At 38.9% G+C, this 16,371-nt stretch carries 13 protein-coding genes; 7 read left to right on the top strand and 6 right to left on the bottom strand.

What is annotated here, in order from left to right; genetic code table 11:
* Window positions 1-40: 40 nt before the first annotated feature.
* Window positions 41-2,137, bottom strand: a complete 2,097-nt coding sequence (locus tag JMN32_RS01990) for a TonB-dependent receptor plug domain-containing protein (RefSeq protein ID WP_202854603.1) — start codon at window positions 2,135-2,137, stop codon at window positions 41-43.
* A gap of 173 nt (window positions 2,138-2,310) precedes the next feature.
* Window positions 2,311-2,826, bottom strand: coding sequence for a YfiR family protein (locus JMN32_RS01985; RefSeq protein WP_202854602.1), 516 nt, complete (start codon window positions 2,824-2,826; stop codon window positions 2,311-2,313).
* A gap of 165 nt (window positions 2,827-2,991) precedes the next feature.
* On the opposite strand from JMN32_RS01985, the gene JMN32_RS01980 reads away from it, so the two are divergent.
* From JMN32_RS01980 to JMN32_RS01970, 3 genes are all read left to right on the top strand, one after another.
* Window positions 2,992-5,745 carry a PAS domain-containing protein gene (locus JMN32_RS01980; RefSeq protein WP_202854601.1) on the top strand — a complete coding sequence of 918 codons (2,754 nt, stop codon included), beginning with the start codon at window positions 2,992-2,994 and terminating at the stop codon, window positions 5,743-5,745.
* Window positions 5,720-6,379, top strand: a complete 660-nt coding sequence (locus JMN32_RS01975; RefSeq protein ID WP_202854600.1) for a response regulator transcription factor — start codon at window positions 5,720-5,722, stop codon at window positions 6,377-6,379. The genes JMN32_RS01980 and JMN32_RS01975 overlap by 26 nt, the downstream gene beginning before the upstream one ends.
* Before the next feature lie 103 nt (window positions 6,380-6,482).
* Window positions 6,483-6,908: a response regulator gene (locus tag JMN32_RS01970; protein WP_202854599.1), complete on the top strand. Its 426-nt coding sequence runs from the start codon at window positions 6,483-6,485 to the stop codon at window positions 6,906-6,908.
* Window positions 6,909-7,437: 529 nt separating this feature from the next.
* Here JMN32_RS01970 and JMN32_RS01965 read toward each other — a convergent pair.
* Entirely contained in the window at window positions 7,438-7,809 is a 372-nt protein-coding gene (locus JMN32_RS01965) for a transposase (protein ID WP_317191756.1), read from the bottom strand.
* A 102-nt stretch (window positions 7,810-7,911) separates the two neighbouring features.
* Here JMN32_RS01965 and JMN32_RS01960 point away from each other — a divergent pair, with 102 nt between their 5' ends.
* From JMN32_RS01960 to arsC, 4 genes are all read left to right on the top strand, one after another.
* Window positions 7,912-10,827: a BamA/TamA family outer membrane protein gene (locus tag JMN32_RS01960; protein ID WP_202854598.1), complete on the top strand. Its 2,916-nt coding sequence runs from the start codon at window positions 7,912-7,914 to the stop codon at window positions 10,825-10,827.
* An 82-nt stretch (window positions 10,828-10,909) separates the two neighbouring features.
* A complete protein-coding gene (locus JMN32_RS01955) occupies window positions 10,910-12,544 on the top strand; it encodes a pyruvate dehydrogenase complex dihydrolipoamide acetyltransferase (RefSeq protein ID WP_202854597.1) in 1,635 nt (544 codons plus the stop codon).
* Window positions 12,545-12,676: 132 nt separating this feature from the next.
* The gene (gene hslV, locus JMN32_RS01950) at window positions 12,677-13,219 is read left to right on the top strand and encodes an ATP-dependent protease subunit HslV (RefSeq protein ID WP_202854596.1); all 543 of its coding nucleotides are present in this window, start codon (window positions 12,677-12,679) and stop codon (window positions 13,217-13,219) included.
* A 4-nt stretch (window positions 13,220-13,223) separates the two neighbouring features.
* Window positions 13,224-13,565 carry an arsenate reductase (glutaredoxin) gene (arsC, locus tag JMN32_RS01945; protein WP_202854595.1) on the top strand — a complete coding sequence of 114 codons (342 nt, stop codon included), beginning with the start codon at window positions 13,224-13,226 and terminating at the stop codon, window positions 13,563-13,565.
* Window positions 13,566-13,579: 14 nt separating this feature from the next.
* On the opposite strand, the gene JMN32_RS01940 is transcribed toward arsC, so the two are convergent.
* From JMN32_RS01940 to JMN32_RS01930, 3 genes are all read right to left on the bottom strand, one after another.
* Window positions 13,580-14,773 (bottom strand): aspartate aminotransferase family protein, encoded by a 1,194-nt coding sequence (locus JMN32_RS01940; RefSeq protein ID WP_202854594.1) that lies wholly within the window; start codon window positions 14,771-14,773, stop codon window positions 13,580-13,582.
* Between the two features lie 111 nt (window positions 14,774-14,884).
* Entirely contained in the window at window positions 14,885-15,733 is an 849-nt protein-coding gene (locus JMN32_RS01935; protein WP_202854593.1) for an OmpA family protein, read from the bottom strand.
* 164 nt (window positions 15,734-15,897) lie between these two features.
* A complete protein-coding gene (locus JMN32_RS01930; RefSeq protein ID WP_202854592.1) occupies window positions 15,898-16,356 on the bottom strand; it encodes a nuclear transport factor 2 family protein in 459 nt (152 codons plus the stop codon).
* Between the last annotated feature and the right edge of the window lie 15 nt (window positions 16,357-16,371).

Here is a 16,371-nt window from a genome sequence, read left to right as displayed (position 1 = left end):
GTACATAGCAGCCCTCTTTTTCATCGCACACTTACTCATCTTACAACTTCACTCTTACTCCACCTAGTATTAACCCAGTGTTCCTGTCCGCCCCTATATATTCTCTACTATCAGTACCAGACAGGTTTCTTGCGTTTATATAAATGTTAATGTTCTTGGTTACATCATATGCCACCTTCGCATTGATGATCAACTTGCTGTCAACTTCACCAACATCTGATGTTGGATTTGCAAAGCTATAAAAGCTGTATTGGCTTTGTTCGCTCATGTAATACGGGTTAAGATTGATGTTGAGGTTCTTAACCGGTTTGTAATTCAGGTACAACCCACCAAACAAAGATGGAGTTTGGTCATTGTCGACCGTCACTGTATTGCTGATGTTGTTTACAGGATCAATAGCAGTTGTTCTGAATCCTGTAGGTAGATCCTTAACCTCTGTTTGTTGATAAGTAATAAAAGGTTTTATCTGAAATTTATTGTTTGCTACATAATTAGCAGACAAAGTCAATCCGTTTTGTGTTGCTTTTGCATCAATGTTTTCATACGAATAATACACAGCCCCAGGTTCAGCATCTAAAAGTGTAATGTATGCATTTTCAGCGGTCTGATGGAACAATTCAGCATTTAATTCAAAGTTGCCTGATATCTTTGTTCTGTACCCAAGTTCCACCATTTGGATCTGGAATAAGTCAAGGTTTTTATTTCCTGAATAAGAAACGATGTCTCCATTTCTGGGGAAAACTATATTGACATAATTGGGGCCTATAAATGATCCACTATTGGATTTTGCATACACAGCTCTTATCAGATTGTTTTCATTGATATTGTATGTGGAGGCCAACTGATAAGAAATATAGGCCTCATCGGGAGTAGAGAATTTATCCATTCGGATACCACCCACTAGTCTCCATGCCTCGGTAATATCATAATCTATACCAAAAGAACCGGCAAAGCTTTCGATGGTCTGTTCATTATTTAATACACCCAAAATACCAGATTCAGGAGCAATGTACGGTTCGTCGCTATATTGTGCAGACTGGTAGCTTACACCTGGGCGTATGGAAAGTTTTTCTGATATACTCCAATCGTATTCAACCGATGCATCAATAGTTTTGTAATCGTATTTGAGTAATGGGAAAGTGGAGCCTTCCTCAAGGTTATCATAGCCATCAACAAATGAAAACCTTCCTGTCAGATTACCATATGTAGCGCTGAGACTTGCATATTTTGACTCATAGCTCGAAGTTGAGAAAGGAGTATAAAAGTTGTCTTGATAAACTTTCTGAATAGAAGCTTCTTGTATACCTGATTGAAGTTGTACACTGAACTTTTCTGTAGGGGTGAAGTCCATGAAAAGGTTCATTCCCCTTTTATCCAGAGATTGGTCCTTGTCTTCAATGTAATCGGAGGCAAGCCCTGCTATGTTTTCATAATTGGTAAATGATCCGGATGCATAGTCAAAATACAGGTCATCGTGTCTATCACGCATTTCAAAATTTCCTGATACAGAAGCACTGAATTTATTACTGAATTTATAACCTAGGTTAATACCGCCTATTTGCGTGTTAGCATTACCTGCTCTAAGGTCAGCCTGAGCAGTTAAACCCTCTTTTGTTACGTTCTTGGTAATAATGTTGATTACACCAGCAACTGCATTGGGTCCGTACAATGGAGCAGAAGGCCCTCTTACTATCTCGATCCTTTCTACATCAATTAAACTGATAGGAATAGCTTCCCAGTACACACCTCCAAGGTTATTGTTGAAAATAGGCCGGCCATCAATCATAATCAAGGTGATCAGGTTGCTGGCATCGGCTCCATTACTATACCTTGTAAGGTTATCCAGCCCTCTTAAATGTACATCGTAAACACCATTGGCTTGCTCCCTTACAATTAGGCCAGGAACAAGACGCAAGGCTTCGGGAATGCTGGTTGCACCAGAATTAACAATTTCATCAGCTGTTAATGTAGAGCTTGAAAGTGGCGCATCAAAAAGTGATTCTGCCTTTTTAGAGACAGAATATATCTCGATTTGCATGAGGTCCTCCAGAGACAATTCATATAAATCTTCATCATTCTGCGCCATAGCGCCAAAAGAGAGCACAGAAATAAAAAATAAGGTCAAAAAATTCTTCATATGGGGTAAAGTTTTACATCATTAAACACATTCTACACCTCAGTTTATCAGGGTATAGGTATTAGCCACGGGTACACTACAGGTATAGTTATTTTAGAGATAGGTAGATCTCTTAAAAGGTAGGTTCAAATTATAAAAAGCTGATTAATGTGTTTAGTGTCTGTAGGCGGGAGTTAAACTTCATTGGCTAGCCCTAAAAGCTGGCTTGATACCTTCAGGCCTGCTCTTTCGATTTCGCCTTTGTTGATTTCAAACCTCATCTTTCCATTAACTTCGATAAAGTTAATACCACTACCCTGACGACCCAATCCTGCTTTTTCAGTAATGATAAGCACGTTCTTTAAGTCTTGGGATTTAACTCGAGAGAATTGAGAGCTTTGATCTTTGGGTATGTATAGGATGTTACAATTATTTGTTTCACTAGCTGAAGCAAAGCTCTTAATTATGATTTTTTTACCTGATGTAGACTTTTTGGAAGCCATATCCTGAAATGCTTTTTCAAGGGCAGTATCATCGCCCAAAATTCCGATTGTAAAGTTACTTTCATTTGTAGGCCATTGGATGTATCTTGTAAAATTGAAAACAAACACCGTTTTTACTTGATCATCAGTGGCCTGTGAGTATGACTGAATGCTTGCTGCTACCAAAAGAGCAGCTAGTAAATACCGAAAGTTTAAAAATTTGTTCATGATTATTTATGGAGTATAATTTGACTGCAAAAGTCGGTATTGTTTTTTTTACAACTTTAAGAGCTTCAACGTATTTTTTAAAATACGTAATTCACTTAGGGGGAGTAATATATGAGAGGAATTTGTTAGATTTAATATTTACAAGGGATCGTGTTTATGTATTATATGAGAAATTTGCTCCTTGTTGCATTGGTCCTCTTTTCATTTTACTCAACGGTAAATGGTCAAAGAGTTATCAGGGTTGGTGTTTATGATAATTATCCGCTTGCATTCTCCGATTCGCGTGGAGAGCCAAAGGGATTGTTTATAGATATTCTTAAAGATATTGCAGAAAAAGAGGGGTGGAGGCTTATTTATAAAAATGGTAAGGCAGATGAATGTTTTCAGTGGTTGGAATCTGGCGAAATTGATGTAACCACTGAGTCTGGAGATTATAAGGGGAGAAGCGCCAACTTCGACATAGCCAGTTCCGGTCTGGTTTCTACATGGGCAAGAGTATATGCCAAGCGTGAGTCTGATTACACCTCATTGCTCGATTTGGGAGGGAAACGTGTGGCTGTTTTGGAAAACAGCTACTTTATCAATGGACCTTATAAAGGGTTTTACGCTTCTATAAAAGAGTTGGATTTGCGGTGTACCATTGTAAAAGCAAAGAACTATAAGGAAATTCTTGAGCTGATTGATAAGAAAAAAGTAGATGCTGGTATCGTCAGCCGAATTTATGGAGACATCAATGATTATAAATATGATGTGATGCAGACCCCCGTGGTGTTCTCGCCATTCAGACTTTCCTTTATTTTTCGTGATGCAGCGCCTTTGGAAGCCAAGGTTGTCCCCATCATTGAAAGCCATATTGTAGCACTTAAACAGGATAAGTCTTCCATTTACTATAGATCTATGAATACTTACTTCAAAGAGCACAAGCCTTTTGAAGTGCCCATATGGGGTTATGTAATATTAGGTGTGGCTATTTTTATTGTAGGGCAACTATTACTTTATGTTAATGTACTTCGCAGGATGGTTGCCGCAAGAACAGCGGATCTGAAAAGGGCTTACGCCAATATTAAATCCAGACAACAGACTCTTTCCTTAATATATAATAATGCATCAGAGTTTATCGCCTTGTTTCAGGTTCGTAAGTTAGGTTCTTATGCTGTAGCCAAGCTACCCGATTGGTACTTGAAAGAACTATATATGCTTAATAAGGACTACCCTTCCTATAAAGTTATAGGCATGGGATTAAAAGACCTTTACAGGAAATTACTAAAGCTGGATGATAACGAAATCAACTACAGGTATCAAAAAATGGCGGAAGCCATACGTTCGCAGCAGCAGATAAAATATGAAGAAGGCTTCAAAATGCCTGATGGTAGCAGAGGTGTAGCTGAATCTAGTTTGATACCTATTCTGGACAGGAGCAAGCGATGTACACATATATTATATGTTTCCAGAAATGTTACAGAGGAGCGTAAAATGGTGGAGGCTCTTTCAGAGAGCGAAAAGCGTCTGCAAATGGCGATAGAAGGTGCGCGTGAAGGAATGTGGGATTGGGATATCCGTACAGGATCATTGCATTTTAATGATTATCAATTTAAAATGTTAGGCTATGAGGTTGATAAGTCTCAGCCCAAACCGAAAGAGTTTTATGAAATGCTGCATCCTGATGACCGGAGACGAACCCGGGAAAGATTGGTGAGCCACCTGAAGGGAGAAACGGATTACTATGAAAATGAATACCGCATAAAAACACAGTCCGGAGAGTGGAAGTGGCTCTTGGTGCATGGGCGTGTTGTGGATAGGGATTCAAATGGTAGGGCTATACGAGCTATAGGTACTCATGTGGATATCCATGAATCCAAAGTTACGGAGCAGGCGCTTATGGAAAGCCAGCAGACGTTGGCTAATCTCATGGCAAATATTCCTGGCATGGTTTATAGGAGTAAGGTGGATGAAGGATTTACCCCAGTATTTGTCAGTGAAGGTAGCAAAGTGGTATTTGGAATACCACCTGAACATTTTCTCAATGGAAAAATACGCCTTTCTGATATGATCCCTGAAGAATATAATGTTGAGAACGTTAAAGCTATTCAACAGGCACTGGCAGCAAATAAACAGTTTCAGATCATATACCCCGTTAATATTCACGGAGAAAAGAAATGGATGTGGGAGCAAGGCAGGGCTATTTCTCCGGCAGGTGATATGATCGAGGGGTTTGTAATGGATATTACAGACCGCAGGTTAGCCCAAGAGAAGATCATTTCTACTATTATAGAGACGGAAGACAATGAAAGGGCACGTATAGCAAAAGAGTTGCATGATACCCTAGGTCAGAAGCTGACGACAGTTTCTCTAAATTTTAATTCACTGAAAAAAGACATCTCTTTTAATAATGGAGGCTTAAAAAAACTCAATACTGGACTTAATTATCTGAAAGAGGCTATTAGAGATAGTAGGGAAATAGCTCATAATCTGATGCCCCAGAGTATTGAAGATTTTGGTTATGTACTTTCTGTTCAAAGTTTACTTGCCGACCTTGATGCTGTTTCTGAGACTAAGTTTGATTTTTATGATAATCTGAAGGGAGACAGGCTGCCTAAAAACACTGAACTTCATTTGTATCGAATTACTCAGGAAGCTGTGAATAATATTTTGAAATACGCAAAAGCTACGACAGTGTCTATTCAGTTGATGAAGTATGAAGAGGAAGTCATATTAACCATTGAGGATGACGGTATAGGTTTTGATGCCAATGAAAAGATGGAAACTGGAAATAGTTTTGGTTTGAAAAGTATGTTGAACAGAGTAAATTCCCTCTCGGGAAGTTTGCAAATCGAAAGCGGAAAGGGTAACGGAACCGTAATAATTGTTGAAGTACCTTATAGAAAAGAATCTTATGAAGGCAAAAATATTAATAGTTGATGATCATAAAGTAGTACGAGATGGAGTAGCACTCTATTTAGAAAATGACCCTGATTATGAAGTGATAGATCAGGCGGCTAATGGTTTGGAGGCGCTTGATTTCCTGGAGAAGAAAAACGAAAAGGTGGACCTGGTGATCATAGACATTAATATGGATGGGCTGGATGGCATTGAAACCACTAGACGAATAATGAAAGTTAATAAAAATATCCGTGTATTGGCCCTTACCATGCATAATGACTATCAGCACATTAAGGCCATGATGGATGCCGGGGCGAGCGGGTATATTCTCAAAAGTTGTGATGAAAATGAAATGAAGGAAGCGATAAATGCTATCCTGGGAGACGAAATATACTACAGTAAAGAAGTGGCTCAAACTGTGATGAACAACTTGGCAAAAAAGAAGCCCAAAAGTACAGGAGAGGCTTTGCCAACCCCACTTACCCCTAGGGAAAAGGAAATTTATCGACTTATACTTGAAGAAGATTCAAACCAGGAAATAGCAGATAAGCTTTTTATTAGCGTGAGGACAGTGGAGGTACACAAACGAAATTTGTTAGAAAAAACCGGCGCAAAAAATTCTACAGGATTAGTGCTTTATGCTATTAAAAACAACCTTTTTGAAGGGATTTAGTAAGGTGTATAAGGGTTACACGTAAAAACCAAATTACGCATATTTCCTTATAACTTCCCTGGCTTCATTTGATATTTTTACCCTAGCCAAATCCAACTATAGATTGAACCGGGACGAAAATAGAGACATAGCTTTCTTTAGTAATTCTAATGAAGTATTTGAAAGTATTCCAAATCAGGCTTTCAAGTTGTGGGATATTTTTTTAGTATCTCCGGATAGTTCTTCTCCATACCTGGAGAGAATAAAAGAGCCTGCCCTAATTATAGTGGATACCTATAGTCTTGGATTAGACTTTTTGCAGTTAATATGTGATAATCAATATGAGTGGTCTTGCCCTGTACTTGTTCTGGATCATTATACCGAAAGGCTTTTAATAGAGAGCATTATTGACAGAGGAGCTAATGGGTATCTTTTGGTTCATTCATTTGAAGAAGAATTACCGGAGGCAATTGAGCATTTGCTGGAGGGTGGTAAGTATGTTTCTACACTTTTGGAAAGTTATAAGGGAAACACGTATTTATTAAAATAAGTATTATCGCCTATAATAGAGTGAGTTATACTATGTATGTTTGCATTGTAGTGAGAGAATAATCTCATAAAGATATTAAAGACTAGGTTTAGGTTGATTAATGGTTTACGATTAATCATGAGCAGTCGGGAGGGGTCCTGACTGCTTTTTTTACGCCTGAAAATGGTTACTAAGGGAAACACTTATATTTGAAATTACGGAAAATCCCTAATGTAAATGTGGTTATAAGTGCCTTATATTTGTAAAACATTCAGGCAATAAATAAAGCTGCTTGAATTTTAGGATGAGGAATAATTGAGAGTAATCTCAAAAAAAATATTAAAGATTAGGTTTAGGTTGATTAATGGTTTACGATTAATCATGAGCAGTCGGGAGGGGTCCTGACTGCTTTTTTTTAAAAAGAAAGCCTGTGGAATTATAAGTTCGCAAGCAATTAAAAATACTTTAGTTTAGGTTAATTAAACGGTTTCGGAAAACCGCAAGCAGTCAGAAGGGGTTCTGGCTGCTTTTTTATTTTGTAGCATGTAGACTAATTCGGGATCAAGCGGAAAACCTGTGGAGCAATTGTACTAAGCATAGATTCTGAAAGCCTGTAAAGGAAGAAACTAACGTTTTTAACTCCTCTGAATTGATTCCTGAAGGCTTTAATTTTAGCATTGAAAGACTCAGCTGCGACATCGGTGTTTCTACGTTCAAAATAATTGAGGATAGTCAGATAATGTTGCTGGATCGTCCCAGAAACGGTGTTGAAGGATTTAAACTGAGCTTTTTCTACCTGGTCATACCATTTAGCAAGCTTGGTGAAAGCGATGCCTTTGTCTTTCACGGTGTGGTATATCCTTCCAAGGCCTTGGGCCAGTTCGTAGGCCTGCTCCAGGTATGGGTAGCGACGGAAGAGGATGTCAGCTCGTCTTATTGCCCAATTTACATTAGTACCTTTAGTATCTTAAGTACGGTATTTCTTAATTTATGTCTATTTTAGGGGTGAATAATAGGCTGAATTATGCAAAAGTATTTATGTTTCCTGATATTAACCATCGTTCCTTTTATTGTCAGAGGTCAAGGGGAAGTGCTGGATAATAATCCTCCCGCTATAGATTGGAGGCAGATCAATACACCAGGGTTTCGTATTATATTTCCCGAAGGGTTTAGTGAAGAGGCTCAGCGAATGGCCAATACTTTGGAGCATCTGAGAGCTGCCGAAACGGAGTCGATGGGAGAGAAGATCCCCAAAAAGATATCGCTGATCTTGCAAAATCAAAACTCTGTTTCCAACGGCTTTGTTACTCTTGGGCCGAGAAGGTCTGAGTTTTATACCATGCCACCTCAGGACTATAATTTTACAGGTACAAATCGTTGGTTAGACCTGCTTGCTGTGCATGAGTACCGACATATTGTGCAGTTCGAGCAAAGTAGAACAGGCTGGAATAAATTTTTTTATTATCTATTCGGTGAAAATACACAGGCAGGCATGGCCTTTTCTGCGGCTCCTCAGTGGTTTTGGGAAGGGGATGCTACGGCGATAGAGACTAGTTTTACACATAGTGGACGGGGTAGAATACCATCATTTAATAAAGTATTCAGGTCAAATCTGCTTGAGGGTAAGCGTTTTAATTACCATAAGCAACACCTCAGGTCATTTAAAGATTATGTGCCCAACCATTATATTTTAGGCTATCATTTTGTTACTCACCTGAGAAGACGAACAGGAGATTCCGATATATGGGGGAAAGTTTCAAATAGTGCCTTTTCATGGCCTTTCATCCCATTTACTTTTTCAAATGCCTTAAAGAAACATACAGGATCATATTTAGTGAAGAACTATGAGATGATGATGGATGAGTTGGATAGTGTCTGGACAGGGCAGTTAAAAGAACTTAACATCACAACATTTGAAACAGTCAATGGTAGAAAATCAAAGACATTTACCGATTACAGTAACCCACAGATACTCGATAATGGTGAGTTAATTGTCCTAAAATCGGGTATTGGGGATATTCAACAATTTGTTAATGTCAAATCAGGTAGTAAGGATGAAGTGGTTTTTATTCCTGGTATTATGAATGAAAGCGGTATGCTTTCTTCTGCTCAAAATAAAGTGGTGTGGAACGAGATGCATTTTGATCCGCGCTGGAGAGTGCGCTCCTATTCGGTTATAAAGTCATATGATTTTGAAACAAGGCAGGTAAAAACTATAACAGATAAAACCAGATATAGTGGTGCTGCTATTTCTCCAGATGCAGATCATATTGTGACGGTATTAAATACTGAAGATCAAGGTACATACCTGGTTGTATTGGATTACAATACAGGAGAGGAAGTTAAGCGCTTTGACAACCCTGAAAAAGCTTTTTACTCAATGGCCAGATGGTCAAGTGACGGGAAGCGTGTTGTAGCGTTGAAAACAACAACGGAGGGGCGTTCTGTAGTGTCTTTTGAGGTTAATTCAGGGGTTGAGGAAACGCATATTTTCGCCAATCATGAGAATATAGGTCACCCTGTTTTGTATGGCAATATGCTTTTTTACAGTTCGCCAATAAGTGGTATTGATAACATTTATATGTATGACCTGGAATCAGGAAAGTACTATCAGGTTACAAGCAGTAAATATGGCGCTTATAACCCTGAAATATCTAATGATGGTATGTTTATTTATTACAATGACCATACAGTAAACGGGCTGGATGTGGTAAAAGTACCTCTGGATAAGTCTAAGTGGGATCAGGTTGTTGAAACGAAGGATCGGTCCGTGAAATACTATCAGCCCGTGGTTGATCAAGAGGGGCATGAGGATATTTTGAATGATGTTCCTGATACAGAATACCCTGAAAAGAAATATAGCCGGGTCGGTCATATGATTAACATTCACAGTTGGGGGCCTTTTGCTAATACTGACCTGAATAGTGCGCAGTTTGGTGTTTTTTCGCAAGATGTATTGAGCACTACAGCCATTTCACTCGGTTATCAATATGATGCGGTTGAGGAGACCGGTTTTGGTTATTTGAATGTGAGTTATCAGGGGTTTTATCCCATTATTGATTTTCAGGTTTCCAAGGGTTCACGTTCTACAGTAGAGTCTGTTACCAATGAAAACAATGATATTGAGGATGTAACTTTTAACTGGGATGAGACTTCTGTCGATGTTGGACTGAGATTGCCCTTGTTACTGACAAGGTCTAAATATCATAGAGAGTTGTCAATTGGAAATGAAGTGGGTATTACCAAAGTGGACAACTTTAATCAAAATTTTCGATTTCTTGATCAACAGGCCAACGGAGAGTTGTACACAAATGTTGCTACGGTTAGCTACTACAGTTTACTTAAGCAGAGTACCAGGGATATCAACAGCAAGTGGGGGCAGTCATTTGTAGGTAGCTATACCAGTTCGCCGTTTGGAGGAGATTATGATGCCGGACAGTTGGCCTTGAGAGGAACATTGTATTTCCCGGGAATTTTTAAACACCATTCCTTTTACTTGAGAGGAGCCTATCAACATAAATTATGGAAACTTGACACCTTAAATAATGACACTTATCTTTTAGCAAATCAAATACCGTTACCAAGAGGTTATTCACATAGTACCTGGGAGGACTTCTTTTTTGCTTCAGTTAACTATACCCTTCCTTTATGGTATCCCGACATTGCCCTGGGTCCTGTTTTAAATTTGAAAAGGATTAGGGCAAACTTGTTTTATGACTACGGTTATTCCGAAATTGATCTTATTAATGAAGCGCAGCGGGTAAAATTACAACGAGAAGATACATATCGCTCGGTCGGAGCTGATGTCCTTTTTGATGTGAATTTTTTGCGCTTTCCTGCAGATATTGCACTCGGTTTTAGATTTTCTTATGCAGAAGCTAATAATTTTAAATCAGGAGGTAGTAAATTTGAGTTCCTGATTTCAAATATCAGCTTTTAGGAAGGTAATTTTTAAAAACACATTATTTGAATAAAGGAATTATAACCCCTATTTTTGACAACAAAATTTTTAAAACACACTTATGGCTGAAGTAATACGTATGCCTAAAATGAGCGATACCATGGAAGAAGGGGTGATCGCATCATGGCTAGTTAAAGAAGGAGACAAAGTTAAATCAGGAGATATATTAGCAGAAGTAGAAACAGATAAGGCTACTATGGAGCTAGAGTCTTATGAAGATGGTACACTGTTGCATATAGGTGTGAAGGAAAAGGAATCGGTGCCCGTTGACGGGGTTATTGCAATTATAGGCGAAGAGGGAGAGGATATTGGTACGTTGCTTAAAGAAGCCCAAAACGGTATAAAAGACAATGGGGTAGATAAAAAAGAAGAGAAGAAGGAAACTTCTGGTAACGAGGATATAGAAGAAATTGATGCTTCTGATGTTAATGCTACCTTGATCACCATGCCTAAAATGAGTGATACTATGACCGAAGGTACCATTGCCTCATGGTTGAAAAAGGAGGGTGATCAGGTTCAGGCAGGTGATATTCTTGCTGAGGTAGAAACTGACAAAGCTACTATGGAGCTTGAGGCCTATGAAGAGGGTACACTTCTTTATGTTGGGGTAAAAGAGGGTGATGCTGTAGCAGTTGATGGTGTGTTAGCTATTGTGGGTGAAAAGGGTGCTGATTTTGAAAAACTATTGAAAGCTCATCAGTCAAAGCAAAAATCAGGAGTTGCAGGAGAGGAAAAGGACGCAACGCCAGCTACACCTGCTGAGAAATCAGAGAAAAAGGATACTATTGATTCAAAAGTTTCTGGAGCTACCGAGGGTGGTAGAGTAAAGGCCTCACCATTAGCCAAGAAAATGGCAGAGGAGAAGGGGTATGATATTTCAAAGATTAAGGGCTCTGGAGACAATGGGCGTATAGTTAAAAAGGATGTAGAGGGGTATACACCCACAACAGAAGCGGTACAGCAGATCGCTGAGAATAAAGGAACTTCATTTAATATACCACAGATAGTAGGTGAAGAAAGCTATGATGAGGTCAATGTTTCTCAAATGAGGAAAACGATTGGAAAGAGACTTTCTGAGAGCAAGTTTACAGCACCTCATTTTTATATCACCATGGAGATCAATATGGATAAGGCTATAGAGGCCAGAAAATCCATGAATGAATTCTCTCCAGTGAAAATAAGCTTTAATGATCTTGTTATTAAAGCTGTAGCCGCTGCCTTAAGACAACACCCTAAAGTGAACTCTTCATGGTTAGGCGATAAGATCAGGTACAACAAGCATATCCATATCGGTGTGGCAGTTGCTGTGGATGAAGGACTTTTGGTGCCTGTAGTAAGGTTTGCAGATAACAAATCTTTATCACACATTTCTGCTGAGGTTAAACAATTGGCAGAAAAAGCACATACTAAAAAACTACAGCCTGAAGATTGGGAGGGTAACACTTTTACCATTTCTAACCTCGGAATGTTTGGCGTAGAAGAGTTTACAGCGATAATCAATCCGCCGGATGCTTGTATCTTGGCTGTAGGAGGAATAAAAGAAACTGCTGTCGTTAAAAATGGCCAGTTAGTGCCTGGCAACGTGATGAAAGTGACCCTTTCATCTGACCATAGAGTGGTAGACGGAGCTTTAGGAGCAGCGTTTCTTCAAACCCTTAAAGGGCTGTTGGAGAACCCTGTCAGAATACTGGTTTAATTATAAAAACTAAATAAATGACCCTGACAGTTTTCTTAATTGTCAGGGTTATTTATTTAATCTGTATGGTGTTAAATATTTATGTGCTTTTGAGAATAGGTACTAGGATTAATAAAAGATACTTAAATGGGAATGACTAAAGTAAGATCAACTACCGTGCTGGCGGTTATGCATAATGGAGAAGTTGCGATTGGTGCTGATGGGCAGGCTACTATGGGTAATTATGTAGCCAAAAGTAATGTAAAAAAAATCAGAAAACTTCAGGATGGCAAGATAGTAACAGGCTTTGCAGGGTCTACAGCAGATGCCTTTACTCTTCTTGAAAGGTTCGACGAAAAACTTAATAGTTATGGAGGTAACATGAAACGGGCCGCTATAGAACTAGCTAAAGATTGGCGGACAGACCGTTACCTGAGGAAGTTGGAGGCAATGTTGATCACTGCTGATAAGAATGAGATTCTTATAGTATCAGGAACAGGGGATGTACTTGAGCCAGACAATAACATAGCAGCAATAGGATCAGGGGCGATGTACGCACAGGCGGCAGCACTGGCTTTGAAAAAGCATGCACAAGGTCTCTCAGCTGAAGATATGGTTAGGGAAAGCTTAAATATAGCTGCTGATATATGTATATATACCAACCACAACTTGGTGGTTGAAACTATAAAAGACTAAAAGTATGCTGACAATATATCATAATCCCAGGTGCCGTAAAAGCCGCGAAACTTTAGGTATAATTGAAAGCTCAGGGGCCATGATGGAAGTGGTGGAATATCTTAAAACCCCGCCAACAAAAGGTGAGCTGAAGCAAATTATTGAAAAACTAGGAATTAAGCCCGAGGGTTTAATTAGGAAAGGTGAGGCTATTTATAAGGAAAAGTATAAAGGAAAAAGTCTGACTGATGATGAATGGATAGAAGCCATGGAAGGAAATCCTATTTTGATTGAAAGGCCGATTGTAGTGAAAGGTGATAAAGCGGTTATAGGCCGTCCTCCAGAAAACGTTAAAGAATTGCTATAACCGGCTAGTCATTATTATAGGTTGTCTAGTTTGTCCATAGCGTTGATAATGATTTTGCAAGCCTCCTTTATTTCATCCTCCGTGATGTTAATTGGAGGCGCAATTCTAAAGCTATTAGGGCAGGAGAGGAACCAAAAACATATAACACTGTTTTCTAGGCACTCTTGAACAATAAAAGCTACTTCTTCGCTAGTCTCAAATTCAAAGGCGAATAGCAGACCTTTTCGTCGGATATCTTTAACCCTTTTGTGCTGCATTAATTGCTCAAAAAGCAAACCCTTATCTTCAACTTTGCTAAGTAAGTTTTCATCTTCTATAACTTTCAGAGTAGCAAGGGCGGCGGTACAGCATACGGGGTTTCCTCCAAAAGTAGTGATATGTCCCAGCATAGGGCTATGGGTTAGACTTTGCATGATCTCATAGGACGAGATGAATGTACCTATCGGTAATCCACCTCCCAGTGCTTTAGCGGATGTAAGAATATCCGGTACGACATCAAAGTGTTCAAATGCAAACATCTTACCTGTTCTGCCTATTCCGGTTTGAATTTCATCAAAAATGAGAAGTGTGCCCGTTTTATTGCATTTTTCTCTCAGCGCTTTCATGTAGTTCTGCGAGGGGATTCTGACCCCTGCGTCACCCTGGATGGTTTCCATAATAACACAGGCTGTTTTAGTAGTAATCAGGCTAAGGTCCTCAATGTTGTTAAAAGTTATGAACCTTACGTCGGGTAAAAGGGGCCTGAAAGCAGATTTCTTTACTTCGTTGCCTGATACACTCAAAGAGCCATGGGAGCTTCCGTGATAGGCACCTCTGCAGGCAATGATTTCGGTTCTTCCTGTATATCGTTTAGCTAATTTCAGCGCACCTTCGTTGGCTTCTGTCCCACTATTGGTGAAATAGCAACAGCTCAAATTATCAGGTAAATGACTAACGAGTTTTTCTGCGAGTTCATTGGGTGACGATTGAACGAATTCACCATATACCATGACATGCATATGCTTGTCTAACTGTTCTTTGATGGCACTGATCACACTTGGGTGACGATGCCCAATATTGCTTACTCCGACACCAGAGATTAAATCCATATAGCGCTGACCTTCCGGACCATAAAGGTAAAGTCCTTCTGCTCGCTCTATGTCTATTAAAAAAGGGTTGCCCGTAGTTTGAGCAATATTTTTCAGGAAAACCGAATGACTGAAATTCATGATGTAAAGCTAAATCATATTATCAATATTAGTCAGCCATAGACGTGAAATTAACTTATTATATTAAGCGCTAGGAAGTTGTAATTATTGCGAGAAGAGGAAGGTATAATTTTAAAATACTTTGAAATCAACCCTTCGATTTTTTTGGCGTCCTTCTTTTGTAGTGTTATCGAATACGGATTTTTCTTCACCATAGCCTACTACAGAAATTCTTTCGTCAGGCACCCCCATATCAAGCATAAGTTGCCTGATTTTTTCTACCCTTTGGATGGATAATTTGACATTGTAATCATCTTTTCCATAACTATCTGTATGTCCTTCAATAAGAACCATTCGCCCTTGCAATGCGTATTCAACTGCTATTAAAAAAGGCTCCATATCTACCACAGAAAATTCTGCGTCATCGAAAATGAAGTATAAAGGCTCAAGTTCAATGGGCTCCCCATCTTTGTGCGTTTGAAGATTTCTTTCAACTTTTTTTCTTATTTCTTCATGCTTTGCAGAAGTAGGCTCTGGAATATTCTTAAGCTCTAATACCTGGTCTTCTTTAGTATTATTTTCTGTAGAGGGTTTCTTTTCTGGTTCTTTTTTTGCTATCGGTTGCGGTTTAACTGGTGGAGGTGGAGTGTCATTAGGATCGACTTCTGCCATTGGTTTTGATTTTGCTTTTGGAGTACCAAACAAAGAAGCCAAAAAGGACTGGTTATCCTTATGTTTCGGTTTTGAGTATTTCTTTTTGAATAGTTGAAAACACTGCTTGTCTGCTTTTTTTGCAGGGGTATAACGTGATTTGTAAAAAGCTTTGGTATGCTTGCTTTTCTTTCTTTGCCCTTCTACATCGGGAGAAAAAAACAGAAGCAATAAGAATAAACCAAAGCAAATAACCCTAAATCTGCCCAACTCTACAACACCCATTTTTGATCTATTTTTTTGCCATAAAGCAATTTGTAATATTTTCAATAAGATGTCAATTCAAATAATTAATATTCTACCTCATTCAGTATAATATACAAATAAAACTCAAATTGTAACCAGCTAAACGGCGTTTTTTTAATGTTTTAGCGCTTTTAGGTCGCTAAATGAGAGTGTAAGTTTTTTGCAGAAACAGCTTGAAAATGTGTGTTTCATTTTTCTTTATTAATCAGCTCTATGAACTTGTGAATATCGTCATTAGGTACTGTGACCGATAAATGGTACTGCAGGATTTGCCAACTGCCTTCTGACTTTCTTAATACGCCAGACCCTCGGCAAACTCCCATCCAGGTATCTAGTAATTCAGAGAACCAAGCTATCTTGCCATCTTCAGAGAAGTGCAACTGGCGGTCATATGGCTTAAAGTTCCAAGCTTTGCCTCTGTCGAAGTATGGCTTCGAAAAAGCCCAAAATGATTCTTTGTCCCATCTTTCTGTTGCATCAGTACCGATATAGATGCCTTCATTAGCAATACTACCAAAGAAAATGTCAGCATTGGCTTCTGCTGCAGCTTTATGCCAGTTGTTGAGGAATGTATTAATATGGTCTTTTTCCTGTGCTTGGGTAACTAGTGAGATACCCAATAAAAAAATGATAATTGCTCTTTTCATATATACTTTTAACTT

This window comes from Fulvivirga marina (assembly GCF_016775155.1).
In the GTDB taxonomy this organism is placed as follows: Bacteria; Bacteroidota; Bacteroidia; order Cytophagales; family Cyclobacteriaceae; genus Fulvivirga; species Fulvivirga marina.
Note: the sequence above shows the minus strand (reverse complement) of the source record. Positions and strands in the feature narration are given on the sequence as shown.